The organism is Tsukamurella sp. NPDC003166, assembly GCF_040611135.1.
Classification (GTDB): Bacteria; Actinomycetota; Actinomycetes; order Mycobacteriales; family Mycobacteriaceae; genus Tsukamurella.
In genome coordinates this window covers 94,522-116,801 of record NZ_JBEXNL010000010.1, presented here as the reverse complement: position 1 = coordinate 116,801, position 22,280 = coordinate 94,522, and the positions used below count along the sequence as shown (strand labels likewise).

Below are 22,280 nucleotides of genomic sequence, written 5' to 3'. Positions count from 1 at the left end.
ACGATGCGAGGGTTGACCGAGAAGATCCGCCGGGCGGATGGTGGGAACGATCGAAGTGGGGCGAGATGACGATCATGGAAACGGTCGAGGATCCGGGCTGCCGGATCGACCGGACGGCCGCGGAGTGCGCGCCGCCGGTGGAACCCCCGCTGACGGTGGAGCCCCCGCTCTCCGCGCGAGAGGTCGAGGTGCTGCTCGCGTGGTTCGCCAGCGATTCCAAGGAGGGCGCCGCGAGCCTGCTCTTCATCAGCCCGGCCACCGTCGCCACGCACATCGCGCGGGTTCGTGCCAAGTACACCGCCGCGCACCGCGCAGCGCGGTCCAAGACGGCGCTGTTCGCCCGCATGCTCGAGGACGGCTACACCGACCTGCGGGATTGGTGACGCGCCCCGTCCGCGCTCCGCTCAGGGGGTGCCGAGGAACCGGTAGCGGTCCAGTCGCCGGCTGATCCGGATCGAATCCGGGATGAGTGAGAGCTCCGCGAGCGATTCACTGACTGCAAGTCCGACGCGGCGGGAGAAGTCCGTCGGTTCATCGGCCGCGTTCGGGCGCTCCGGGATGACCCGGTCGACGATGCCGTCGGCGAGCAGATCCGCGGCACGGATCCGCTGTTTCTCGGCCATCTCGGGAGCGTGCTCGACGTCCCGGAACATCACCGCGCTCGCGCCCTCCGGCGGCAGCGGCGCGAGCCACGCGTGCTGCGCGCACAGCACCCGGTCGGCGGGCAGCATCGCCAGCGCACCGCCGCCCGTCCCCTGGCCGAGCAGGACGGACACCGTCGGGACCCGGAGGGTGACCAGATCGGACAGGCTGCGCGCCACCTCCCCCGCGAGACCGCCCTCCTCCGCCTCGGGGGACAGGGCCGCGCCCCACGTGTCGATGACCAGCACGAGGGGGAGGCTCAACTCCGCGGCCAGTCGCATGCCGCGCCGCGCTGCGCGCAGGGCCGCGGGGCCGAGGAGCGGCGGGGCCTGGCCGTCGGCGCGTGTCGTGTCCTGCCCGACCACCACGCACGGATAGCCCTGCACCCGGGCCAGCGACAACAGCAGCGAGTGGTCGGTCTCGCCCTCGCCGGTGCCCGACAGCGGCAGCCGGTCCGTGGCGGAGTGCCGCAGGAAGGCGCGGACCCCGGGCCGCCCGACCTCGCGGCTGATCCGCACTGAGTCCCACGCCGACGCGCCGTCGTCGCCGGCCGCGAGCTCCTCGCGCACGCCCAGATGCGGCGCCAACGGGTCGGCGTCCTGTGCACCGGCGAGCACCCGCAGCGTGCGGTGCGCGAGCAGCCGCACGAACCGCAACGGCACGACACCGTCGATCAGCCCGCGTTCGAAGAGGTGCTCGGCGGTCTGGACGCCGTCGGGATAGGGCTCGCCGTGCAGCGCCTCGTAGACCCGCGGGCCGAGGAAACCGATCCGCGCGCCGGGCTCGGCGATGGTGACGTGCCCCAGCGAGCCCCAGGAGGCGAAGACGCCGCCCATCGTGGGGTCGCGCAGGTAGACGAGGTAGGGCAGGCCCGACTGCTTGTGCAGCGTGATCGCGGCGGAGATCTTCACCATCTGCAGGAACGCGACGGTGCCCTCCTGCATGCGGGTGCCGCCGGAGGTCGGGGTCGCGAGGAGAGGGAGGCGCAGGGCGGTCGCGCGCTCGACGGCGGAGACGATCCGCTCCGCGGCCGCGACGCCGATCGATCCGCCGAGGAAGGCGAAGTCGCACGCGATGAGCGCCACCCGCTGGCCCCGGATGCGACCCTCGCCGGTGATGACGGCCTCGTCGTGGTGCGAGGTCTCCCGGGCGCGCTGCAGGTCGGCGGCGTACGCGGCGTCGGGGTGCACGTCGAGCAGGGGGCCGTCCCAGCTGGTGAAGGTGCCACGGTCGAGGATCGCATCGATGAGGTCCTGCGCCGTGATCGCCATGTTTGTCAGATTACTGGGAACACCTCGGCCGACGGACGCGTTGCACAAGGTCATGACCGTACCTAACGTGAAGCTCAACAACGGAACCTCCATCCCCCAGCTCGGCTTCGGCGTATGGCAGGTGTCGGACGACGGTGCCCGCGACGCCGTGGCGGAGGCCCTGCGCGTCGGGTACCGATCGATCGATACGGCTCGCGTCTACGAGAACGAGGCCGGCACCGGCCGGGCGATCGCGGAGAGCGGGCTCGCGCGCGACGAGGTCTTCCTCACCACCAAGCTGTGGAACGCGGACCAGGGTTTCGACGAGACCCTGCGCGCCTTCGACGCCTCCCTCGGCCGCCTCGGCACCGAGTACGTCGACCTCTACCTCATCCACTGGCCCGTCCTCGAGTACGACCGCTACGTCGACACCTTCAAGGCCTTCCAGCAGATCCGCGACTCCGGTCGCGCGAAGGCGATCGGCGTGAGCAACTTCACCGTCGAGGCGCTGCGTCGCGTCATCGACGAGACCGGCGAGACCCCGGCCGTGAACCAGATCGAGCTGCACCCGGGCCTGCCGCAGGACGAGCTGCGCGCCTTCCACGCCGAGCACGGCATCGCCACCGAGGCCTGGTCTCCGCTGGGGCAGGGCGAGTCGCTCGCCGACCCGGTGGTCGTCGAGGTCGCCGCCGCCCACGGGGTCACCCCGGCGCAGGCGATCCTGCGCTGGCACCTCCAGCTCGGCAACGTCGTGATCCCCAAGTCCGTGACGCCCTCGCGCATCGCCGAGAACTTCGACGTCTTCGGCTTCGCGCTGACGGACGACGAGGTCGCGCGGATCAGTGCGATCTCCGGCTCCCGCATCGGCCCCGACCCTGCGGAGTTCAACCTCCGCTGACCGCCACACCCCGCCACCCCCGGGACCGCCACCATGGTCCCGGGGTTCGACGGCGCCTCTTCCGCGCCTCTCGGATCCTGTCCGAATCGGACAACGTCCCTACTGACGCTTCGCACCGCTGGCGTGCGGTGGGGGATTCGGCCTCGGGTGGGGGAGACGCGGCGTGCCGCAGGGGAATCGGTGTTCAGTGGGGGAGTCGGCCGCAGATGGGGGAGAACCGGCGTTCAGTGGGGGAGCGAACGCGCGGTAGGGGCGACGCCGGCGTCCGATGGGGGATTCGGCGTCGAGCGGGGGACGTTCGAGCCCGCACCGGAGGAACGGCGCCTGATGGGGGACGGAACGCCGGGGTGGGTATTCGGCGCGGCGCGTGGGACGACGCCACACCACGGCTCCACCACCCCACCGACACTTCTCGAAGCGTTCTGCGACGAATCCGACGGCCGAACATCGCAGAACCCTTCGAAAGGGGGGCCTTGTCCATCTCGGACACAATCGGAGAGCCGCCCGCACATGAAGCGCCCGGTCCCACGGCCCCGACGAGACGACGGTCTTGCCGGACGCGGCCACGGACGAGCGAGGGACGGGCGGGGACACCGTCGACGAGCGCATGGGAGGACCCGAGCCGCTGGGCGAGCGGTCCGAGTTCTAAGCGAGCGGCGGTGCCCCCGCTCGGCCCGGCTGCCGGGCACCGTCCCCGATCACCTCAGCCACCGCCCGCGCCGCTTCGCGTCCTGCTCGATTCGCCCCGATCGTCGACGCCGACGGCCCGTATCCGAGCAGGTGCAGCCGCGGCTCACCGGCGACCTCGGTCGCCAGCCGCCCGGTCATGACGATGCCGCCGCCGGGCGATCGCAGACCGAGCGGCGCCAGGTGATCCATCGAGTAGCGGAAGCCGGTGCACCACAGGATCACGTCGGCCGCCGCGACGGAACCGTCGGCGAGCAGCGGACCGTCGGGCGTGAGCTCGCGGAACATGGGCTGCCGGACCAGCACCCCCGACTCGATGCCGGCGCGCAGCGCGGGCGTCAGCGGCAGTCCCGTCACCGAGACCACCGAGCCGGGCGGCAGGCCGGCCCGCACCCGCTCCTCGACGCGGGCCACGGCCGCGCGCCCCTTGGCCGGATCGAAGGGCGTCGAGTCCCACTGCACCTCGCGTCGCGTGAACCACATCGTGTCGGCGACCTCGGAGATCTCCAGCAGCAACTGCACGGAGGTGATGCCGGCGCCGACCACGGCCACCGTCTTCCCGGCGAAGGGCTCGGCGGTGCGGTAGTCGTGCGCGTGCAACTGGACCCCGCGGAACGACGAGGCCCCGCGCACCGTCGGCCAGAACGGGCTGTCCCAGGTGCCGGTGCAGTTGATGACGGCCTCGGTGCGGTACTCGAACGGCCCGGCGATCCCGTGCCCGGCGACGAGGTACCCCGAATCGGTCCGTGAGACCGACGCCACATGCGCCGGACGGTGGACGTCGATGTCGAAGCGCTCCTCGTACTCGCCGAAATACTCCGCGACGCCGGTCGAGGCCGGGATGTCGTCGCACTGCGTCCCCAATGCGTCCTGCAGGCCCCATCCCGGCAGGTCGTGGACGCGATTAGCGGAACGCAGCGTCAGCGACGGCCAGCGCTGTCGCCACGCCCCGCCGGGACCCGAGTTGTGATCGAGGATCACCGCGTCGTCGATGCCGAACCGGGGAAGGTAGTACGCGGCCGAAAGTCCGGCCTGGCCAGCACCGACCACCACGACGCGTGTCATCTCCCCAGGGTAGATTGCGGGCCATGATTGGTTACACGCTGGAGGAGAAGGTCGCCGTCATCGAGTTCCAGCGCCCCGAGGCGCGGAACGCCCTGAACCCGGAGATCATGGACGGGCTGGAGGCGGCGTTCGACCGCGCCGAGGCCGACGGGGCGTTCGTCATCGTGCTGACCGGGCAGGGAACGGTGTTCTCCGCGGGGGCGGATCTGCGGTCGGGCGCGGTGCTGGACAAGGACTTCATGACCCGGGTGATCCGGTTCTACCAGCGGGTGGAGTCGATGACGCAGATCGTCGTCGCGGCGCTGAACGGGCCGGCGTACGGGGCGGGTGTGCAGATGGCGATGGTCGCGGACCTGCGCGTGCTGGACCCGAGTGCCTCGATCGCCATCCCGGCCGCGAAGCTCGGCGTCACCATCGACAAGTGGACGCTGCGCCGCCTGGAGGATCTGGTGGGCGGCGGCCACGCCCGCGGGGTGCTGATGGCCGCGCAGACGATCGGGGCCGAGAAGCTGGCCGAGCTCGGCTTCGCCAACGCCATCGGCGACCGCGAGGCGGCGCTCGAGTTCGCCCGCGGCATCACCAAGCTCGCGCCGCTGTCGCTGCAGAACTACAAGGCGCTGTTCAAGAACGACGTCGCGCGGGAGCCCCTCACGGAGGACGAGGAGGCCCGGCTGCGCGCGGTGTGGGACTCGGAGGACATCAAGGAGGCCATCATGGCCCGGTTCGAGAAGCGCGAGCCGCGCTTTCAGGGTCGCTGACATGCGGCTGGGCAACGTCGTCACTTTCGCCGCCGGAGCGGCCGCGGGGATCGCTGGCGCCGCGGGGCTGCGCGCCGCGAGCGGCCTCAAACGATCGATGGGCGCGCAGGTCGACACCGTCTACACCAACACCGACCCCGACAGCCCGCACCAGCGGTTCGACGCGGCGAAGATCGCGCGCGGCGTCGTGGGGCGGGCCCGGCGCGGGCTGGGCGCACCGTCGGGCCCGATCCCGCTGGCCGCGGACCCGAGCCCGGAACAGGCCTCCGACCTGGCCGTCACCTGGTACGGGCATTCGTCCGTGCTGATCGAGGTCGACGGCTTCCGCGTCCTGGCGGACCCGGTGTGGGGCGAGCGGGTCTCGCCGTCGCCCACGATCGGGCCGGCGCGGCTGCACCCGGTGCCCGTGGCGCTGAGCTCGCTGCCGGAGATCGACGCGGTGGTCATCAGCCACGACCACTACGACCACCTCGACCTGCCCACGATCGACGAGCTCACCCGCGACCGGGACGTGCCCTTCTGCGTGCCGATCGGCGTCGGCGGGCACCTGCGGGCGTGGGGCGTCCCCGAGCACCGGATCGTCGAGCTCGACTGGGATCAGGCGCACGTGCTCACGCAGGGCGGGCGCAGCCTCAAGGTGGTGTGCACCGAGGCCCGGCACTTCTCGGGCCGCGGCCTCACCCGCAACTCGACCCAGTGGGCCTCGTGGTCGCTGGTCGGCCCGGAGCACGCCGTGTTCTTCGGCGGCGATACCGGCTTCACCGAACGGTTCAAGCTCGTCGGCGACCATTTCGGCCCGTTCGACCTGACGCTGCTGCCGATCGGGGCGTACGACCCGCTGTGGCCCGACATCCACACCAACCCGGAGGAGGCCGTCGCGATCCATCAGCTGATCGCCAAGCCGGGCGCGCCCCTCGTGCCGGTGCACTGGGCCACCTTCAACCTCGCCTTCCACGAGTGGTCCGAGCCCGTCGAGCGGCTGCTCGCCGCCGCGGAGGAGGCCGGGGTCACCACCGTGATCCCCATGCCGGGTGGCAGGGTCGACGGTGCGATCGCCCCTGGTCCGCGGGACTGGTGGCAGCGGGTCCGCTAGCCTGAGCGGCATGGATTTCAAGGATCTCGCGAACAAGGCCAAGGACGCTCTCGGGAAGAACCCGGGGCTCATCGACAAGGCCGGTGACTTCGTCGACGGCAAGACCGACGGCAAGTTCGCCGCCCAGGTCGACAGGGCGCAGGACGCGGCGAAGAAGTTCGTCGGCGGCGACGCACAGAAGTAACACACGAGAAAGAGCGTCACTGCACTCATGGGTCGTCATTACGCGCCGGGTGACTCGGCCGCGGAGCCGCGGCGCCGGCGGAACCTCGCTCGGATCCTGCTCGGCGCGGGGCTGGTCGCCGTGCTCGTGGCCGGCGTCGTCGCGATCGTGAGCGGGCGGTTCGAGCGGTGCGGCGCCCAGCACACCGTCACCGTGATGGCAGATCCCGCGCTCGCTCCGGCGGTGCGCTCGCAGGCGTCGCTCGCGTCGGACCGGTGCACGACCTTCGCCGTGGCGGAGGTGCCGGACGGAGAGGCTGCTGGCCGGCTCGCCGGTGGCGGGGAGGGCGCCGACCTGTGGCTGGCGCCCTCGCGCAACCGGTCCGACGCGGTGTCGGCGCAGCTCGGCCGCGAGGTGCCGACGACCGTGGTCGCCGCGTCCCCGATCGTGTTGGCGGGCGCGAGCATCCCGCAGCCGGCGAGCTGGCTCGAGGCGATGTCGCAGGCCAGCATCCGCGCCGTGCCCTCCGGCTCGCCGTACGCCGACGGGCCCGTCGTGGTCGGCGTCGCCGAGGCGGGCGCGCCGGGCGGCAACCTGCAGGGCCTCGACGTCGCGCTCGCGCAGTACGCGCAGGCCGCCAAGCGGGTCAGCGGCGAACCCGTGCGGGCGGCGGCCGACGCGGGCGGCGTCGTGGTCGTCCCCGAGTACGCGTACCTGGCGGCCAAGAAGACCAAGGGCGATGTCGCGGCGAGCGTGCCCAAGACGGGCACGCCGCGGGACGAACTCCTGCTCGCCGTCACCGCCACCGGCGACCGGCTGCCCGTCGCGAAGGACGCCGGCCAGCGCCTCGCGAGGGCTTTCGCCTCCGCGGACGGCCGCGCGGCCCTCGCCCGCGACGGTCTGCGCGGCACCGACCTGGCGGAGGCACCGTCGGGCGGCGTGGGAGCGGTCACCAAGCTCCCCGACCCGAACCCACAGCTCCTGGCCCACGCCCTGCAGGCCTTCAGCACCCTGGAGGTGCCGCTCAAGACGCTGGTCGTGGTCGACACGTCCGGCTCGATGGAGGAGAAGGTCGGCACCACCACCCGCATCGGGATGCTGGCGTCGGGCTTCACCAAGGTGGTCACCCAGATCCCGGACGCGAACGCCGTCGGCCTGTGGACCTTCTCGCTCGCCCCGAACGGCGGCAAGGACTGGACCGAGGTCGTGCCCACCGCGCGGCTCTCCGACAAGCGGGGTGACAAGACCCAGCGGCAGGTGCTTCTCGACGGGGTGAACTCGCTCCCCGGTCGCGTGCGCGGCGGCACCGGCCTGTACGACACGACGCTCGCCGCGTACCGGCAGGCCGTCAAGGACTTCGACCCCGCCTACTCGAACTCGCTCATCCTGCTCACCGACGGCGGCAACGAGAAGGACGGCGGCACCACGCTGGAGCAACTGGTCGCGGAGCTGCGCAAGCTCGTGGACCCGGCCCGCCCGGTGAACATCCACACCGTCGGCATCAGCAAGGACGCGGATCTGCCGGCGCTGAGGAAGATCGCGGACGCCACCGGCGGTACCGCGCAGTCGGCCGACACGCAGGAGCAGATGCTCACCGATTTCGTGACGGCGATCGCCAAGCGCGCGAAATAGCTGGTGCCCCCGACAGGAATCGAACCTGCGACCTGATCTTTAGGAGAGATCCGCTCTATCCGACTGAGCTACGAGGGCGTGCGGCACGATTCTAGCCACGTGCGCCGCACCGGGTACATTCGGATGTCCGAGTTTGCACCAGCACGAGGGGGAGACGCGCGTGCCCACCGGCGTCATCGTGGTTCTGATCGTCACTCTGGCGTCGCTGGCACTGATCCAGTGGCGTGTCGTACGACGCTGGTCCAGCCGTCCCGCGCGCATCGCGGGCACCCTCGCCGGCGTCGCCGCGGCGGCGCTCACGGTGGCCGCGGCGGTCGGCCTGCTCGCGGGCGCGGGTCGCATCGCCCCCGAGGGTGTGCGCTGGATCAGCGCGGCCGGCCTGACCTGGCTCGCCACGGTCTTCTACTTGCTGCTCACCCTCCTCGTGCTGGGTGTGCTGTGGGTGCTCACCCGCCTGGTCCGGCTCGTCCGGCCCGGGTTCGACGGTGCGCCGCTCCGCCGCGTCGTGGCACTGGCCGGGGTGGCGGGCGCCGTCGCCGCCACGCTCTACGGCCTGGTCGAGGCGGCCACCCCGCGGGTCACGCACACCGCAGTGCCGCTGGCGTCACTGCCCGCGGCGTTCGGGCCGCTGAAGGTCGCGCTGATCACCGACATCCACGCCGGCCCGGTCCGGAACCGGACGTTCGTGCAGGGCGTCGTGGACCGGACCAACGCCGAAGCGCCGGACCTGGTGATCCTCGGCGGCGACATGATCGACGGCACGGTCGCGCAGATCGGTGAGGACCTGGCTCCGCTGCGCGGGCTGCGTGCCCCGCTCGGCGTGTTCGCGGTGACCGGCAATCACGAGTACTACGCGGGCGACGCCGTCAACTGGGTGCAGCGCTGGCGCGACGTGGGGGTGCGGCCGCTGGTGAACGAGTCGGTGCGGCTCGAGCGCGGCGGTGCCGCGATCACCGTGGTCGGCGTGAACGACCGCAAGGGCGCGCCGCCGCTGGCGGTGGACTACGACGCGGCGTTCGCCGGCGTCGACCCCGCAGGCTTCGCGCTGGCCGTCGCGCACGAGCCGGTGCAGGGTCGCGAGTTCGCGAAGCGCGGGGCGGATCTGCAGGTCGCGGGGCACACGCACGGCGGCCAGCTGTGGCCCTTCCGGTACCTCGTGAAACTGCAGCAGCCTGCCGTGGCGGGGCTCGAGAAGGTGGACGGGATGCCCGTCTACACCAGCCGCGGCGCCGGTGCGTGGGGGCCGCCGGTGCGCGTCGCGGCGCCGCCCGAGATCGCGATTCTTCAGCTGCGCGCGGCCTGACCTGCGCATAATCGGCACATGGCCGGTCGGATGCAGGTGCGCGCGAGTACCGAGGTCGGTCCGATCCGGGTGAGCGTGGCCCCGACACGCGGCGCGAAGGGACGCGCCGCCGATCCGTCGCGGCAGCGGGCCTCGACGTCCCAGCGCGTCTCCACCGCGCAGCGGGCCGCCACCGCGGGGCGTGCCGTCGCCACTGGGCTGCGGTTGCCGAAGAAGGCGGATCTCCCGCCGCCCGTCGCGCCCGCCGGTTGGTACCCGGATCCCGAGGACGTGGCGCGGATGCGCTGGTGGAGCGGTGACAAGTGGACCCGCCGGTTCGCGGAGCCCGGCGCGGTCCCGGTCGTCACGCGCCGGTCGGACGCCCCGCCCCGGCTCGCGCCACGGCCGAGGACCGCCCGCAGGCAGGGGGTGTTTCAGAATGTCGGGTTTTCGGGCCCCAGAGGTGCGCGGCGAGCATCGTCGGCCCGCCGAACCCGAAATTCTGAACGCACCGAGTGATCAGGAGTCCCGCGCCTCCTGCGCGCCCCGCGACGCCAGCTGGTCGGCGAGCTCGTTGCCCTCGTTGCCGGCGTGTCCCTTCACCCAGCGCCAGTCGATCTCGTATCGGGCGGCGGCCTGCTCGAGGCGCTGCCACAGCTCGACGTTCTTCACCGGCTGCTTGTTGGCGGTCTTCCAGCCGTTGCGCTTCCAGCCGGCCACCCACTTGGTGATGCCGTTCTTCACGTACGAGCTGTCGGTGTACAGCACCACGGGCATGGGGCGCGTGATCGCCTCGAGCGCTGAGATCGCGCCCATGAGTTCCATGCGGTTGTTGGTCGTGTCCTTCTCGGCGCCGTAGAGCTCCTTCTGATGGTCGCCGAACCGCAGCACCGCGCCCCAGCCGCCCGGACCGGGATTGCCCAGGCACGCGCCGTCCGTGTAGATAACGATCTCTTCCGCCACGGGGAGCCATCCTAGCGGGGCGCGCTACCGTGAAGCGGTGCCGAACAACCACTACCACCACCTCGCCTTCGGTCCGGGCGCGGTGGATCGCCAGCGGCGGGGCGGCGGCCCGCCCGGGTACGCCGGCGCGCTGGAACGGCCGGACGACGGTCCGCAGGACCTCACCGATCGCGAGCTGTTGGTGATCTCCCGCGCGGACCAGTTCTGCCTCGCCACCGTCACCCCCACGGGGTGGCCCTACCTGCAGTACCGCAGCGGGCCCGCAGGTTTCGTGCGACACGACCCGGCCACCGGGCGGCTGCGGTTCACCGACCTCACGGGCAACCGGCAGTTCGTCACCCTCGGCAACCTCGACGCCGACGACCGCCTCGCCATGTTCTTCGTCGACTACCCGCGCAGGATCCGGCTCAAGGTCTTCGGCCGCGGCACGATCATCGAGACCGACGAGGCCCGCACCATCGAGATCGCCGTCGAGGCCTACGACTGGAACTGTCAGCGCAGCATCATCCCGCGCTTCGACCGGGACTACCTCAAGCAGCTGGGCGCCGCGTATCAGAAGGTGGCCGCTGAGCGGGAGGCCGAGCTCCAGGCCGAGATCGATCGGTTGCGCGCCCGCGTCGCCGAGCTCGAGGGCTGACGCTGCTCGCCGTGTCCCGGGCGCTCGGCGTCAGAGCGGCTGGGTCGGGCCGTCGAACCGCGGATCGCGGCGGGGGATCGCCTCGGTCTCGGGCTTCGGCGAGACCTTCACGGGGCGCGGCGGCCGCTTGACCACGACCGTGTGCTGCTCCGACGGTGCCATCGGGCCGGTCTTCCGGGGCTGCGGGGCGCCGGCGGGCCAGTTCCGGTCCCAGTCCGGCTGGGGCCGACGCCGCGCCACGGGCGCCACCGCCGTGTTGTGCTCCTCCATCGCCGCCGGCGCAGTCGCCGGTGCCGGTACGGGGGCCGGTACGGGGGCCGGTGCGGCGGCCGGTGCGGGTATCGGCGGTGCGACGGGGCGGGCCCAGCTCGGGTCCGGGACCGGACGCTGCGCCGGTGCCGGGGCAGCCTGCGGCGGCAGCGCCGCGGTCGGCGCGAAGGGCGGCGCCGGGACGGGCGGCAGCGGGGCCGCGGCAGGGGCGGACCGTCGGGCGAGGAGCAGCGCGAGGGTACCGAGCAGGACCAGCACGGCGCCGACCACGACGACGTAGGGCCCGACCGCGGCGGCGGTGTCGACCGTCAGGCTCAGGCCCTCGACGGTGACCTTCTGCGAGCCGATCGGCGCGATGAGGGCGTAGGCGCCGACGCCGAGCGCGCCGAGTCCGCACGCGCCCGCGGCGACGGCCAACGGGCGCCGCAGCCGAACCGGCCCGAACGCCGCGACGGCGGCGAGGAGCAGCGCCGCGGCCGCGAGGCCGATCACGGACCAGCCCGCCCACGCGGCGTTGACCGGCACGACCGAGGAGACGTCCCGCCCCCCGACCGACGGCATCGTCACCGCGCCGACGCCCGTGACCTCGGCGCGTACCTCCGCCGGCAGCCCGACCGTGCGCGCGACCTCGGGCAGTGTCGCGGTCACGGTGAACCAGGTCAGGAACGCCGACGCGACGAGGCCGGCGGCGCCGGCAGCGGTGAGCACGAGCCCGGCGAGGCGCGGCACGGTGCCGGTTCGCTGCGGAGCGGGCGTGGAATCGGGCATTGCGGGCCTCCTCGGGCGGGTCGTCCACGACGCTAGGCGGCTGCGGTTGGCGGCCGCTTAAAGTCCGGCTGAATCGATGGCTACTGACGGGTACACTGAGCCGATGACACAGCCACTCGCAATCTGTCCCACGTGGGTGATCGGGTGACTGCGGCGCTGCAGCAGACGGACGACCCGAAGGGGCGCGCGAAGACCCGTCGGCGGCTGATCCGGGCGGCGTACCTGGTGTTCGCGCAGTACGGCTACGGCTCGACGACCGTGAAGATGGTGTGCGAGGCGGCCGGGTTCACGCGGGGCGCCTTCTACTCGAACTTCACCAGCCTCGAGGAGCTGTTCATCGAGGTCTGGCGGTTCCACGTGCAGTGGATCATGGACATCATGGCCAAGGTCGTCGAGACCTACACGGTGCAGGGCGCCGACTACGGCAAGCTCATCGAGATGGCCGTGCGGGCGATCCCCGTCAACGAGCGCTGGCAGCGGGTCAACGCCGACTTCGTGGCGCTGTGCACCCGGACCCCCGAACTCAACCAGACGGTCCGCGATGCGCAGCAGATGCTGCTGGCCAACATGATCCCGACGGTGATGCACGTCCTCGAGGCCGCCGGCCGCCGCGTCACCAGGCCCGAGGCGCTGGGCTACGCGCTGCTCGCCGTGCACGAGGGCACCGCGTCGTACTGCGTCATCGACCCGACCAGCGAGACGCTCAAGCAGAACCGGATCGACCTGCTCACCGCCACCCTGAACATGTACAGCGAGCCGATCGCGTGAGCCGCACCGCGCTGGTCATCGGCATCGGCGCCGGCGACCCGTCCCATCTGACGCTGGGCGCCGTGGACGCGATGCGCGCCGCCGACGCGCTGTTCGTGCTCGAGAAGGCCGCGGCGTCCTCGCTGACCGCGATGCGACAGGCGTTGGTCGATCGGCACGCCCCGGGCGCTCGGGTGGTCCTGGTGCCCGATCCGCCCCGGGACCGTTCGGCCGAGCGCGGCGCGTCCCGGCCCGACGGTGCCTACGCCGCCAATGTCGCGGACTGGCACGACGCCCGCGCCGCGGCGCTGGCCGCCGCGATCGTCGAGCACGTGCCCGAGGGTGGCTCGGCGGGCTTCCTGGTGTGGGGCGACCCGTCGCTGTACGACTCGACGCTGCGGGTGCTCTCGCGGGTCGCCGACGAACTGCCGATCACGCCGAGGGTCATCCCCGGCATCACCAGCGTGCAGGCGCTCACGGCGGCGCACGCGATCCTGCTCAACCGGGTGGGCGAGCCGATCCACATCACGACCGGCCGCCGGCTGCGCGAGGACGACGGCCGCAACACCGTCGTCATGCTCGACGCCGACTGCACCTTCCGCGAGACCGCCCGGCCCGACGACCACGTCTACTGGGGCGCCTACCTCGGCACCCCCGACGAGATCCTCCTCGACGGTGCCGTGGGCGAGGTGGGGGAGCTCATCGCCCGCACCCGCGCCGAGGCGCGCGCGAAGCACGGTTGGATCATGGACGTCTACCTGCTCCGCCGCCCCTGATCGTCGCGGCTGAAGAGGAGGTCCCCTGCGCGACGCGCGACCTGCGCGCGCGTCATTCCCGGGTGATCCGCCGCGAGCAGACTGCTACTGATCGCTGCGGCGAAGGCGAGGAAGGCGCGCGCCTCGACCTCGTCGGGATCGTCGCAGACCAGGGCGATCGCGTCCCGCAGCAACCGCATCCGGGCGTTGTCGACGCGACGCAGCCGGGCGGCCACGGCGTCGTCGCGCCGAGCCCAGTCGCGGACCGCGAGGTCGATGGGCAGCAGGCGCTCGGAGAAGGTGAGTCGGCCCGCGACCCGGACTTGATCGAGCGCGTTCTCGGTCGCCTCCGCCGACTGCCGGATCACCGCGTCGACGGTCTCCTCCTCCCAGGTGTCGAGCATCGCCGTGAGCAGGGCATCACGGTCGGCGAAGAACCCGTAGAACCCGCCCTTGGTGACGCCGAGCGACGTGGCGAGCGCCTCGACGCGCACCGCGTCGACCCCGCCCGCGGCCAGGGCTGCGAGCCCGGCCTCGACCCATCTCGCCCGTGGCGTGCGCAGGGCGCCCATCGCGCCTCCTCTCGTCCCCCCGATCCTATTGTGCGGTCGCGTACAACGTGTCATCCTCGAGTTATACGTATTCGTATAACTCGAGGAGGATCCGATGATCAGGTGGGCCGGTCGGTTGATCGTGGTGTTCGGGGTGGCGCACACGGTGCTCGCCCTCGGCTTCAAGGGGCGCGGCAACGCCCGCACCTGGTTCGGCGGCGGGATCCGGAACGAGGAGTTGGGCGCGCCGGAACCCGCGAGCAGCGCGTACTGGTTCTCGCTCAACAGCTTCGGAGTTCCGATGGCTCTGGTCGGCGCGTTGGTCCTCCGGCTCGACCGCCGCGGTATCGCGCCGTCGTACCTGCTCGCGGGAGCGCTCGCCGCGTGGACCGCGCAGTGCGCCGTCGTGCTGACCCGCACCCCGTGGCCGATCATGGCGGCGGCATCGGGGCTGCTGTTCGAGGGCACCCGCCGCGCACGTTCCCGGGGTGGCCGCACGAACGTCGTCTCCAGCGGCGCACCGTCCGGAAACCTCCGGGTCGAGGGAGGCCGGCGCCGCTGAGCCCGACGTTCGTGCGCGGACCCCGAGTACCGGGGACCCCGAGTACTCAGTTCAACGCGGCGAGCACCTTCTCCGCCAGCTCCGGCCGGCAGATCACGAGGTCGGGGAGGTAGGGGTCGGGGTTGTTGTAGGTGAGCTCGGACCCGTCGAGGCGCGAACAGTGCAGCCCCGCGGCCCGCGCGACGCCGACGGGCGCGCACGAGTCCCACTCGTACTGGCCGCCGGCGTGCAGGTACACGTCGACCTGCCCGGTGACGACGGCCATCGTCTTCACCCCGGCGGAACCCAGGGAGACGGGCGTGAGTCCGAGCGATTCCGCCACCCGGAACATGCCGGGCGTCGCGCGACTGCGCGACAGGGCCAGGTTGCCGGTCAGCGAGCCCGTGGGAGCGACCACGGTGTCGGAGCGGAAGACCTGTCCCATCGCGGGCAGCGAGACGGCGCTCCGCACCGGCTGCCCGCCCTGCGTCAGCGCCACGTGCACCGCGTAGTCGGGGCGATGCGCGGCGTAGTCGCGGGTGCCGTCGAGCGGGTCGATCACCCACACCCGCTCGGCGGAGAGCCGCTCCGTCGAGTCGGGTGCCTCTTCGGAGAGCACCGCGTCGTGCGGCCGGTACCGCTGCAGGACCCGCGCGATCCAGGCCTGCGCGAGCCGGTCGCCGGTGTCTCCGAGCACCCCGTCGTCCAGCAGCGACCCGTGCCGGATGGCCTGCAGGATGCGCCCGGCACCGTCGGCGATCTCGGCCGCGAGGTCGATGTCGGACAGATCGCCGCCGGAACGGCCGAAGAAGGTCATACCCCCACACTAGATTGGACCCATGCCGGAGCTTCCCGAGATCACCGCGATCGCGGACTACGTGGGCGCCAAGGCCGTCGGTACGCAGGTCCGGCGGGTCGACGTGGCCGCCCTGTCCGTCCTCAAGACCTACTCGCCGGGCCCGCACGACCTGGTCGGGGCCACCGTCACCGGCACCCGCCGGATCGGCAAGTACTTCGTCCTCGATTGCGAGAAGCCCGACGGTGAGCGGCTCTCCCTCGTGGTGCACCTCTCGCGGGCGGGGTGGTTGCGCTGGTCCGACAAGCTCTCGCCGACCCCGCTCAAACCCGGTGGCAAGTCGCCGATCGCACTCCGCGTGCACGTCGGGCCGGAGGGGGAGGGCTTCGACCTCACGGAGGCGGGCACGCAGAAGCGGCTCGCGGTGTGGATCGCGGCTGATCCGCAGGAGATCGAGATGGTCGCCACCCTGGGCCTCGACGCGCTGGCCGTGAGCCGCGACGAGTTCGGCGCGATCCTCGCGGGCTCCCGCGCGCAGCTCAAGACCCTGCTGCGGGACCAGCGGACGATCGCGGGGATCGGCAACGCCTACTCGGATGAGATCCTGCACGCGGCGAAGCTCTCGCCCTTCGCGGCGGCGAAATCGCTGGACGTGGAGCAGGCGGATGCCCTGTACGCCGCGATGCGCTCGGAGCTCGACGATGCCGTGGCCCGGTCCGTCGGGCAGCACGTCGCCACCCTCAAGGCGGAGAAGCGTTCGGGGATGCAGGTGCACGCCCGTACCGGCAGCCCGTGCCCCGTCTGCGGCGACACGGTGCGCGAGGTGTCGTTCGCGGACCGCTCGTTCCAGTACTGCCCCACGTGCCAGACGGGCGGGAAGATCCTGGCGGACCGTCGGATGTCGAAGCTTCTGAAATAGCCGAAAACGCCCGAAGGATAGGCATCACTTTGTGAACTGCAGTAGGCGTGCCTTACCTTCTAGGGATGATCTGGGGTGATGCCGTCCCGAACTTCCTCATCGGCCTTCGTGAAGGGCTTGAGGCGGGACTGATAGTGAGCATCCTGTTGGCCGCCGTGAAGAAGTCGGGCGGCTCGAGGGTGCCGGTGTGGTTGGGTGCGCTGGGCGCGGCGTCGTTGTCGGTGAGCTTCGGCGCGGTGCTGACGTTCACGACCTCGGAGCTGTCCGCCACGGCGCGCGAGGTGGTCGCGGGCACGCTGAGCGTGGTCGCGGTGATCCTCGTGACGATCATGATCTTCTGGATGCGGCGCACGGCCGCGTCGCTGTCGAAGAGCCTGCGCGGCGATGTCGAGACCGCGCTCGCGCTCGGCGCGGGCGCGCTGGTGCTGACGGCCTTCTTCGCCGTCGCACGCGAGGGCCTCGAGACCACGCTCTTCTTGTGGACGGCGGCGCGGGCCTCGGGCGACGCGGTCGCCCCGGCGGTCGGCGCCGCGCTCGGTCTGCTGGTCGCCTTCGGGATCTGCGTGCTGCTCTACCGGCAGGCAGTCCGCCTCGACCTGGGCAAGTTCTTCCGCTACACGGCGGTGCTGCTCATCGTGGTGGCGGCCGGTGTGCTCGCCTACGGCCTCGGCGACCTCCAGAACGGCGGCGTCCTGCCCGGCCGCACGTGGCTCGCCTTCGACCTCAGCGGCACCATCAGTCCCGACTCGTGGTGGGTGGCGCTGATCAGCGGCATCACCAACCTCGCGCCGAAGATGACGGTGCTGCAGGTGCTCGCCTGGATCGCGTACGTGGTGATCGTGCTGGGGCTGTTCCTCGGCACCACACCGCCGGCGCCCGTCGCCGGTGCGCACGACAAGGGCCGCTTCGAGACCTGGGCCGCGCGCCTGGCCGGCCGCCGCACGCTGCCCGTCGCGGGTGTCGTGGTGCTGGTGCCGATGCTCGTCGCCGGCCTGATCATCGCCCTCCTGCCAGCCAAGCCGCCGGCGGCGGGTTCGGTCATCGTCACCGCCGCGGACTGCGCGAAGGGCTTCTCCGGCGCGGGCCCGGGCCTGCAGCGGATCACCGTCACGAACAAGTCCGGCAAGTCCGGCGAGATCACCCTCGTCGACAGCGGCGACGCCGTGGTCGGCGAGATCGAGACGCTCGGCCCGGCCACCACCGCCGACCTGTCGGCGACGCTCGGCAACGGCGGCTACCAGTTCGTCTGCTACCTCGCGGGGCAGAAGGCCACGCGGTCCGCGCAGTTCACCGTCACCGGTGGCTCGGGGAACACCCCGCAGGCCGTCTCGCGGGTCACGAAGGACGATCTCGACGGCGTGAACGTGAAGTACCAGGACTACGTCCTGACGGTGCTGCCCTCGGTCGAGGAGGCCTTGGGCCGGGTGAAGAGCGCGCTGACCGGCGGCGACACCGCGGGCGCCAAGCGCGCCTGGCTCGACGCCATGACGGCGTGGGAGCGGGTCGGCGCCTCGTACAACAGCTTCGGTGACGCGGGCAAGGCCGTCGCCGGCTTGCCGGACGGGTTCGCCGACGGTGTCCGCGACCCGGAGTTCTCCGGAATCCGGCGGATCGAGTACGGGCTGTACACCGGCGAACCGTCGGCGGCGCTGGTGGCGCAGGTCGACAAGACCCTCGACGGGATCGCGAAGGTCCGCAAGGACCTGCGCACCGACGACATCGCCGGGGACTCCAAGACGCTGTCGCTCCGCGGCCACGAGATCCTCGAGGACGCGCTGCGCGACCACCTGACGGGCGTCAGCGATCAGGGGGCGCACTCCGGCTACGCGGCGACCGCCGCGGACGTGGACGCCACCCGCACGGTGCTGCAGATCGTCGAGCCGCTGCTCACGCCCCGCGACCCGAACCTGCTGCCGACCGCGCGCCGCCAGCTCGACGACATCGTCAAGGCCCTCGACGCCGTCAAGCGGCCCGACGGCACCTACCCGCCGCTCGACGCGCCCACGCTCGCGCAACGGCAGAAGATCAACGGCACCGTCGGCGCGGCTCTCGAGACCCTGTCCGCCGTGCCCAACCTCCTGGAGGTCCCCAAGCATGACGGATGAGAACCCCACCGGCCCGGGTCGCCGGAAGTTCCTGCAGGGCACGGCGGTCGGCGCCGTCGGTGTCGCCGCGATCGGCGGGGTCCTCGCCGGGGGCGCCCGGAGCGACGCGGCGCAGTCGGCGGTCCCGAGGCCCGCTGATTCCTACCCGTTCGAAGGGGCCCACCAGTCCGGTGTGCTGACGCCGGCGCCGGCGGCGAAGCAGGCATCGCTGATGGTCGCGGCGTTCGATGTGATCGCCGCGGACCGTGCCGGTCTCGAACAGTTGCTGCGGACGATCACCGACCGCGCGCGGTTCCTCACCGCGGGCGGCGCGCCCACCGACCTCGGCGTGGGGAAGCCCCCGTCGGACAGCGCGGTCCTGGGCCCCGTGGTCCCGGCCGACGGGCTGACGATCACACTCGGCGTGGGGGACTCGCTGTTCGACGACCGGTTCGGGCTGAGCGCGCGCAAGCCGCGCAAGCTCAAGCCGATGACGGTGTTCCCGAACGACCAGCCCGACGCCGCGCAGATGCACGGCGACCTCGTGCTGCAGCTGTGCGCCAACAACCCGGACACCGTGCACCACGCGCTGCGCGACATCGCCAAGCACACCCGCGGCGCGATGCAGCTGCGGTGGAAGATGCAGGGCTACGGCGCTCCGCCGCGGCCGGAGGGCTCGTCGCGGAACCTGCTGGGCTTCAAGGACGGAACGGCCAATCCCGTGGGGAACCAGGCCGAGCAGCTGATCTGGGTGGCCGGCGGTGACGAGCCCGCGTGGACCCACGGCGGCACCTACATGGTGGTGCGGCTCATCCGGATGCTGGTCGAGTTCTGGGACCGCGTCTCGATCGCGGAGCAGGAGGGGATGTTCGGGCGTCGCCGCGATTCGGGCGCCCCGCTCGACGGTGCCGTCGAGACCGACGACCCCGACTACTCGAAGGACCCGGACGGGACCGTCATTCCGACCGATTCCCACATCCGCCTGGCGAACCCGCGCGAGGGCGAGAAGACGGAGAAGCAGCGCCTGGTGCGCCGGTCGTACAACTACGACCTGGGCCTGGACATGAACGGCAACATGGCCTGCGGCCACGTCTTCATCTGCTTCCAGCAGGATGTCGAGGCGCAGTTCGAAGAGGTGCAGAAGCGGCTGATCGACGAGCCGCTGACGGACTACGTCACCCCGTTCGGCGGCGGCTACTTCTTCGCCGTGCCCGGCGTGCGCGGTGGCGACGACTTCCTGGGGGCCGGGCTGTTCCGGTAGTACGACGGTGCCGGGGCTCGGTCCGCCGGACCCCGTTCGGCAGGCCAGCAGCCCTGCGTCGCCGGGCATTTCGGGTGCGGATGGGCTCCCGCACCCGTTTCACCCGGTCGCACCCGGCGTGCAGGGTGCGCTCGCGCGGTTCGGGTGCGGATGGCTTCCCGCACCCGAAATGCCCGCCCCGTACAACGATGCCGCCGGACCCTGGGTGAGGGGTCCGGCGGCATTCGTCTTCTCGCGGCCGGTGAGTGCCGCGGCGGCGGGGACTACTTGATCAGCTTGTCCACGCCGTCGTTCTCGCCCGTCTCCGGGTCGTAGTCGCCGAGCAGGAAGTCGCCCTCGGCGGCCTCGTCCTCGATCTCCTGGGACACGGCCGCGGCCTGCGCCAGCGCGGCGTTGCGGCGCGCGATCGTGACGCCGGCACCGGCGACGGCGCCGCCGAGCGCGAGCGCGGCCAGCCACGGCTTGTTCAGGCGGTCGCCCAGCAGGTGGTCGACGGAGTACGTGCCCGGGCCGGTCAGGGCCAGCGCGGCGGCCGCGACACCGAGGGTGATCGGGTACTCGTTGCCGCCGCCCTGCGCGGCGAAGCCCTGCGGGCGGTGCACCTCGGCGGCGACGATCATCGCGCCGACGCCACCCGCAGCGGCCAGCGGCGTCGCGGCGCCGAGAGCCAGTGCGGCGCCGGCCAGCTCGCCCGCGCCCGCGAGGGCCGCATTCGGCTTGCCGGGCGCGAAGCCCATCGACTCGAATCCCTGGCCGGTGGCCTCCAGGCCGTGCCCGCCGAACACACCGAAGAGCTTCTGCGCGCCGTGGTAGGCGAGCGCCCCGCCGACGGCGGTACGCAGGGCCAGGAGCCCGAGGTCACGTGCGGTGTTCTTCTGTCCCATGTCTGGTGTCCCTTCCAGCGGTGATCGTCGGTTCTGGTGACGTTCAACCGGACCGCGGTCCCGGGGATTCCGTGAGATGCGAAATGTGTCGCACGTCACCTGCTCACACCACGAGCTGTCCCTGAAGGTCCGGCACGGACGCGCCGCCGGTGGCCCGACGGTACGCCGCCCCCACCAGTTCGATGGCCTGGGCCAATTGGTCCGGCGGCAGCGAATAGGGGATGCGGATGTTGCGCTCGAGGGCACCGTCGACCCCGAAGGCGGAGCCGGCGGCGATGCGCACCCCGAGGCCGGCGGCGGCCGCGGCGGTGGCGGTCCCGACGGGGCGAGGCAGCGTCACCCACAGGCACAGGCCGCCGACGCCGGGCGAGACGCGCGCCCCCGGAAGGTGCTCGGCGACGGCCTCCAGGGCGACCGCGCGGCCGGCGCGCAGGGCGTCGAGCCGCCCGGGGAGGAAGTCGGCGAGGTGGTCGAGGGCGTAGCCGGCGGCGAGTTGCTCGAAGACGGCGCCGGCGAGGTCCATGTCGTGCCGGGCGGCGGTCAGTGCGTCGGGCGAGTTCTCGGTGCGGATCCAGCCGACCCGAAGACCGGCCCAGATGGTCTTGCTCGCGGAGCCGATCGTGATGATCCGGGCGCCGCGCGGCGCGAACGCCGCCACCGGCGGGGGAGCGGGCGCGTCGAGGGCCAGCTCGGCCATGGTCTCGTCGACGACGACGGGCACGCGGTAGCGCGCGGAGATCTCCCCGAGCCGCCGTCGGCCGGCCTCGTCGAGGAGCAGCCCCGTCGGGTTGTGGAAGTCGGGAATGGTGAAGATGATCCGCGGATTCTGTTGCTTGACCACCGCCTCGACCTGATCGAGGTCCCAGCCGTGCTCGGGATGCAGGCCCACCGCCACGGGCCGCGCGTTGTGCCGGCGCAGCGCCAGGATCGTGCCGTGGTGCGTCGGCTGCTCGATGATCACCCGGTCGCCGGGATGCACCAGCGTGTCGAGGACCACCCGTAGCGCGTGCTGCGCACCGGAGGTGACGAGCACCTGGTCCTCGGTCGTCGGCAGGCCGCGGTCGGTGTATCGCCGCGCGATCGATTCCCGCAGTGCCCGAACACCTCCCGGGTACAGGCCGATGCCCGCGAGGTAGGGCGGCGCGCATTCGAGGGCGTGCCGGTAGCCGTCGTGCACGATCTGGTCGGGCGCCGACGGTGCCGCGATGTTCAGCCGGATCAGGTCGGCCTCGGGCCCGGTGTCGGCGGGCTCGGCCGGCACGGAGTGGGGAAGCGTGAGCACGCTCCGCGCGCCCTGCCGGGACTGCAGGTGCCCGCTGTCACGGAGCTCGGCGTAGGCGGCGGTCACCGTCGTCCGGCTGACGTCGAGGTGGGCCGCCAGGGCGCGCTCGCTCGGTAGCGCGGTCCCGACGGGGACCCGACCGTCCAGGACGAGAAGGCGCAGGGCCTCGGCGAGGGCGAGGTAGGCCGGCCGCGGCGCGCGGCGCGCCGGTCCCACGCCGCCGTCGGCCTTCCAGGAGCCGAGCTGGCGGACCAGGGCGGCCGCGCCGACGGTGCCAGTTGACGGGAACATGAGGCCAGTATCTCAGAACTGGCTATGGATTGCCATGCCACTTGGCGTCACTCTGGGTGTC

General features: G+C 72.2%; 23 protein-coding genes and 1 tRNA gene. 15 read left to right on the top strand and 9 right to left on the bottom strand.

The features are described 5' to 3' along the window. Positions 1–65: 65 nt before the first annotated feature. On the top strand, positions 66–383 hold the full coding sequence (locus tag ABZX10_RS13420) for a LuxR C-terminal-related transcriptional regulator (RefSeq protein WP_355540150.1): 318 nt from the start codon (positions 66–68) through the stop codon (positions 381–383). 21 nt (positions 384–404) lie between these two features. Here ABZX10_RS13420 and ABZX10_RS13415 read toward each other — a convergent pair whose 3' ends face one another. After that, complete coding sequence (locus ABZX10_RS13415; RefSeq protein WP_355540148.1) at positions 405–1,913, bottom strand: carboxyl transferase domain-containing protein; 1,509 nt, start codon at positions 1,911–1,913, stop codon at positions 405–407. Positions 1,914–1,980: 67 nt separating this feature from the next. Between ABZX10_RS13415 and ABZX10_RS13410 the strand changes: the two genes are divergently transcribed. After that, the gene (locus ABZX10_RS13410; protein ID WP_355540312.1) at positions 1,981–2,790 is read left to right on the top strand and encodes an aldo/keto reductase; all 810 of its coding nucleotides are present in this window, start codon (positions 1,981–1,983) and stop codon (positions 2,788–2,790) included. A gap of 645 nt (positions 2,791–3,435) precedes the next feature. Here the strand turns inward: ABZX10_RS13410 and ABZX10_RS13405 are convergent. Then, positions 3,436–4,542 carry an NAD(P)-binding domain-containing protein gene (locus ABZX10_RS13405; RefSeq protein WP_355540145.1) on the bottom strand — a complete coding sequence of 369 codons (1,107 nt, stop codon included), beginning with the start codon at positions 4,540–4,542 and terminating at the stop codon, positions 3,436–3,438. 23 nt (positions 4,543–4,565) lie between these two features. Between ABZX10_RS13405 and ABZX10_RS13400 the strand changes: the two genes are divergently transcribed. Genes ABZX10_RS13400 through ABZX10_RS13385 form a run of 4 tightly spaced genes read left to right on the top strand, consistent with a single transcriptional unit; the run spans position 4,566 to position 8,188 of the window. Then, complete coding sequence (locus tag ABZX10_RS13400; RefSeq protein ID WP_355540142.1) at positions 4,566–5,300, top strand: enoyl-CoA hydratase; 735 nt, start codon at positions 4,566–4,568, stop codon at positions 5,298–5,300. 1 nt (position 5,301) lies between these two features. Further along, a complete protein-coding gene (locus ABZX10_RS13395; RefSeq protein WP_355540139.1) occupies positions 5,302–6,393 on the top strand; it encodes an MBL fold metallo-hydrolase in 1,092 nt (363 codons plus the stop codon). 10 nt (positions 6,394–6,403) lie between these two features. Continuing rightward, the gene (locus ABZX10_RS13390; RefSeq protein WP_355540136.1) at positions 6,404–6,577 is read left to right on the top strand and encodes an antitoxin; all 174 of its coding nucleotides are present in this window, start codon (positions 6,404–6,406) and stop codon (positions 6,575–6,577) included. Positions 6,578–6,604: 27 nt separating this feature from the next. Next, positions 6,605–8,188 carry a VWA domain-containing protein gene (locus ABZX10_RS13385; RefSeq protein WP_355540133.1) on the top strand — a complete coding sequence of 528 codons (1,584 nt, stop codon included), beginning with the start codon at positions 6,605–6,607 and terminating at the stop codon, positions 8,186–8,188. Between the two features lies 1 nt (position 8,189). On the opposite strand, the gene ABZX10_RS13380 is transcribed toward ABZX10_RS13385, so the two are convergent. Next, positions 8,190–8,266 (bottom strand) — tRNA-Arg (locus ABZX10_RS13380). A gap of 82 nt (positions 8,267–8,348) precedes the next feature. Between ABZX10_RS13380 and ABZX10_RS13375 the strand changes: the two genes are divergently transcribed. Beyond that, positions 8,349–9,491 carry a metallophosphoesterase gene (locus ABZX10_RS13375; protein ID WP_355540130.1) on the top strand — a complete coding sequence of 381 codons (1,143 nt, stop codon included), beginning with the start codon at positions 8,349–8,351 and terminating at the stop codon, positions 9,489–9,491. 18 nt (positions 9,492–9,509) lie between these two features. Then, positions 9,510–9,989 (top strand): DUF2510 domain-containing protein, encoded by a 480-nt coding sequence (locus tag ABZX10_RS13370; RefSeq protein WP_355540127.1) that lies wholly within the window; start codon positions 9,510–9,512, stop codon positions 9,987–9,989. Here the strand turns inward: ABZX10_RS13370 and rnhA are convergent, their stop codons facing one another. Further along, positions 9,990–10,433, bottom strand: coding sequence for a ribonuclease HI (gene rnhA / locus ABZX10_RS13365; protein ID WP_355540124.1), 444 nt, complete (start codon positions 10,431–10,433; stop codon positions 9,990–9,992). It lies immediately after the preceding gene. 37 nt (positions 10,434–10,470) lie between these two features. On the opposite strand from rnhA, the gene ABZX10_RS13360 reads away from it, so the two are divergent. Next, positions 10,471–11,070 carry a pyridoxamine 5'-phosphate oxidase family protein gene (locus ABZX10_RS13360; RefSeq protein WP_355540121.1) on the top strand — a complete coding sequence of 200 codons (600 nt, stop codon included), beginning with the start codon at positions 10,471–10,473 and terminating at the stop codon, positions 11,068–11,070. A 30-nt stretch (positions 11,071–11,100) separates the two neighbouring features. Here the strand turns inward: ABZX10_RS13360 and ABZX10_RS13355 are convergent, their stop codons facing one another. Further along, positions 11,101–12,108 (bottom strand): hypothetical protein, encoded by a 1,008-nt coding sequence (locus ABZX10_RS13355; protein WP_355540118.1) that lies wholly within the window; start codon positions 12,106–12,108, stop codon positions 11,101–11,103. A 132-nt stretch (positions 12,109–12,240) separates the two neighbouring features. On the opposite strand from ABZX10_RS13355, the gene ABZX10_RS13350 reads away from it, so the two are divergent. Both ABZX10_RS13350 and cobF read left to right on the top strand, forming a co-directional pair. After that, a complete protein-coding gene (locus ABZX10_RS13350; RefSeq protein WP_355540115.1) occupies positions 12,241–12,876 on the top strand; it encodes a TetR/AcrR family transcriptional regulator in 636 nt (211 codons plus the stop codon). Beyond that, positions 12,873–13,631 (top strand): precorrin-6A synthase (deacetylating), encoded by a 759-nt coding sequence (cobF, locus tag ABZX10_RS13345; protein WP_355540112.1) that lies wholly within the window; start codon positions 12,873–12,875, stop codon positions 13,629–13,631. Before ABZX10_RS13350 ends, cobF begins: the two co-directional genes overlap by 4 nt. On the opposite strand, the gene ABZX10_RS13340 is transcribed toward cobF, so the two are convergent. Further along, entirely contained in the window at positions 13,610–14,182 is a 573-nt protein-coding gene (locus ABZX10_RS13340) for a TetR family transcriptional regulator (RefSeq protein ID WP_355540109.1), read from the bottom strand. The genes cobF and ABZX10_RS13340 overlap by 22 nt on opposite strands. 94 nt (positions 14,183–14,276) lie before the next feature. Here ABZX10_RS13340 and ABZX10_RS13335 point away from each other — a divergent pair, with 94 nt between their 5' ends. Beyond that, on the top strand, positions 14,277–14,723 hold the full coding sequence (locus tag ABZX10_RS13335) for a hypothetical protein (protein ID WP_355540106.1): 447 nt from the start codon (positions 14,277–14,279) through the stop codon (positions 14,721–14,723). A gap of 46 nt (positions 14,724–14,769) precedes the next feature. On the opposite strand, the gene ABZX10_RS13330 is transcribed toward ABZX10_RS13335, so the two are convergent. Beyond that, a complete protein-coding gene (locus ABZX10_RS13330) occupies positions 14,770–15,519 on the bottom strand; it encodes a 3'(2'),5'-bisphosphate nucleotidase CysQ (protein WP_355540104.1) in 750 nt (249 codons plus the stop codon). Between the two features lie 22 nt (positions 15,520–15,541). Here ABZX10_RS13330 and ABZX10_RS13325 point away from each other — a divergent pair, with 22 nt between their 5' ends. The 3 genes from ABZX10_RS13325 to efeB all read left to right on the top strand — a co-directional run bounded on the left by ABZX10_RS13325 (position 15,542) and on the right by efeB (position 19,762). Then, entirely contained in the window at positions 15,542–16,417 is an 876-nt protein-coding gene (locus tag ABZX10_RS13325) for a DNA-formamidopyrimidine glycosylase family protein (protein ID WP_355540101.1), read from the top strand. Positions 16,418–16,482: 65 nt separating this feature from the next. Further along, the gene (efeU, locus tag ABZX10_RS13320) at positions 16,483–18,522 is read left to right on the top strand and encodes an iron uptake transporter permease EfeU (protein WP_355540098.1); all 2,040 of its coding nucleotides are present in this window, start codon (positions 16,483–16,485) and stop codon (positions 18,520–18,522) included. Continuing rightward, entirely contained in the window at positions 18,512–19,762 is a 1,251-nt protein-coding gene (efeB, locus tag ABZX10_RS13315; RefSeq protein ID WP_355540095.1) for an iron uptake transporter deferrochelatase/peroxidase subunit, read from the top strand. Before efeU ends, efeB begins: the two co-directional genes overlap by 11 nt. Positions 19,763–20,025: 263 nt before the next feature. Here the strand turns inward: efeB and ABZX10_RS13310 are convergent, their stop codons facing one another. Then, on the bottom strand, positions 20,026–20,646 hold the full coding sequence (locus tag ABZX10_RS13310; RefSeq protein WP_355540092.1) for a DoxX family protein: 621 nt from the start codon (positions 20,644–20,646) through the stop codon (positions 20,026–20,028). A gap of 103 nt (positions 20,647–20,749) precedes the next feature. Next, complete coding sequence (locus tag ABZX10_RS13305; protein WP_355540089.1) at positions 20,750–22,219, bottom strand: PLP-dependent aminotransferase family protein; 1,470 nt, start codon at positions 22,217–22,219, stop codon at positions 20,750–20,752. Positions 22,220–22,280: the final 61 nt, after the last annotated feature.

Bases quoted from the DNA above. Each gene is read 5' to 3' on its own strand.
- ABZX10_RS13305 (WP_355540089.1), bottom strand. From the start codon at position 22,219: ATGTTCCCGTCAACTGGCACCGTCGGCGCGGCCGCCCTGGTCCGCCAG.
- ABZX10_RS13310 (WP_355540092.1), bottom strand. From the start codon at position 20,646: ATGGGACAGAAGAACACCGCACGTGACCTCGGGCTCCTGGCCCTGCGT.
- ABZX10_RS13355 (WP_355540118.1), bottom strand. From the start codon at position 12,108: ATGCCCGATTCCACGCCCGCTCCGCAGCGAACCGGCACCGTGCCGCGC.
- ABZX10_RS13405 (WP_355540145.1), bottom strand. From the start codon at position 4,542: ATGACACGCGTCGTGGTGGTCGGTGCTGGCCAGGCCGGACTTTCGGCC.
- ABZX10_RS13420 (WP_355540150.1), top strand. From the start codon at position 66: ATGACGATCATGGAAACGGTCGAGGATCCGGGCTGCCGGATCGACCGG.
- ABZX10_RS13370 (WP_355540127.1), top strand. From the start codon at position 9,510: ATGGCCGGTCGGATGCAGGTGCGCGCGAGTACCGAGGTCGGTCCGATC.
- ABZX10_RS13335 (WP_355540106.1), top strand. From the start codon at position 14,277: ATGATCAGGTGGGCCGGTCGGTTGATCGTGGTGTTCGGGGTGGCGCAC.
- ABZX10_RS13395 (WP_355540139.1), top strand. From the start codon at position 5,302: ATGCGGCTGGGCAACGTCGTCACTTTCGCCGCCGGAGCGGCCGCGGGG.
- ABZX10_RS13325 (WP_355540101.1), top strand. From the start codon at position 15,542: ATGCCGGAGCTTCCCGAGATCACCGCGATCGCGGACTACGTGGGCGCC.
- ABZX10_RS13400 (WP_355540142.1), top strand. From the start codon at position 4,566: ATGATTGGTTACACGCTGGAGGAGAAGGTCGCCGTCATCGAGTTCCAG.
- ABZX10_RS13340 (WP_355540109.1), bottom strand. From the start codon at position 14,182: ATGGGCGCCCTGCGCACGCCACGGGCGAGATGGGTCGAGGCCGGGCTC.
- efeB (WP_355540095.1), top strand. From the start codon at position 18,512: ATGACGGATGAGAACCCCACCGGCCCGGGTCGCCGGAAGTTCCTGCAG.
- ABZX10_RS13330 (WP_355540104.1), bottom strand. From the start codon at position 15,519: ATGACCTTCTTCGGCCGTTCCGGCGGCGATCTGTCCGACATCGACCTC.
- ABZX10_RS13415 (WP_355540148.1), bottom strand. From the start codon at position 1,913: ATGGCGATCACGGCGCAGGACCTCATCGATGCGATCCTCGACCGTGGC.
- ABZX10_RS13390 (WP_355540136.1), top strand. From the start codon at position 6,404: ATGGATTTCAAGGATCTCGCGAACAAGGCCAAGGACGCTCTCGGGAAG.
- efeU (WP_355540098.1), top strand. From the start codon at position 16,483: ATGATCTGGGGTGATGCCGTCCCGAACTTCCTCATCGGCCTTCGTGAA.
- ABZX10_RS13385 (WP_355540133.1), top strand. From the start codon at position 6,605: ATGGGTCGTCATTACGCGCCGGGTGACTCGGCCGCGGAGCCGCGGCGC.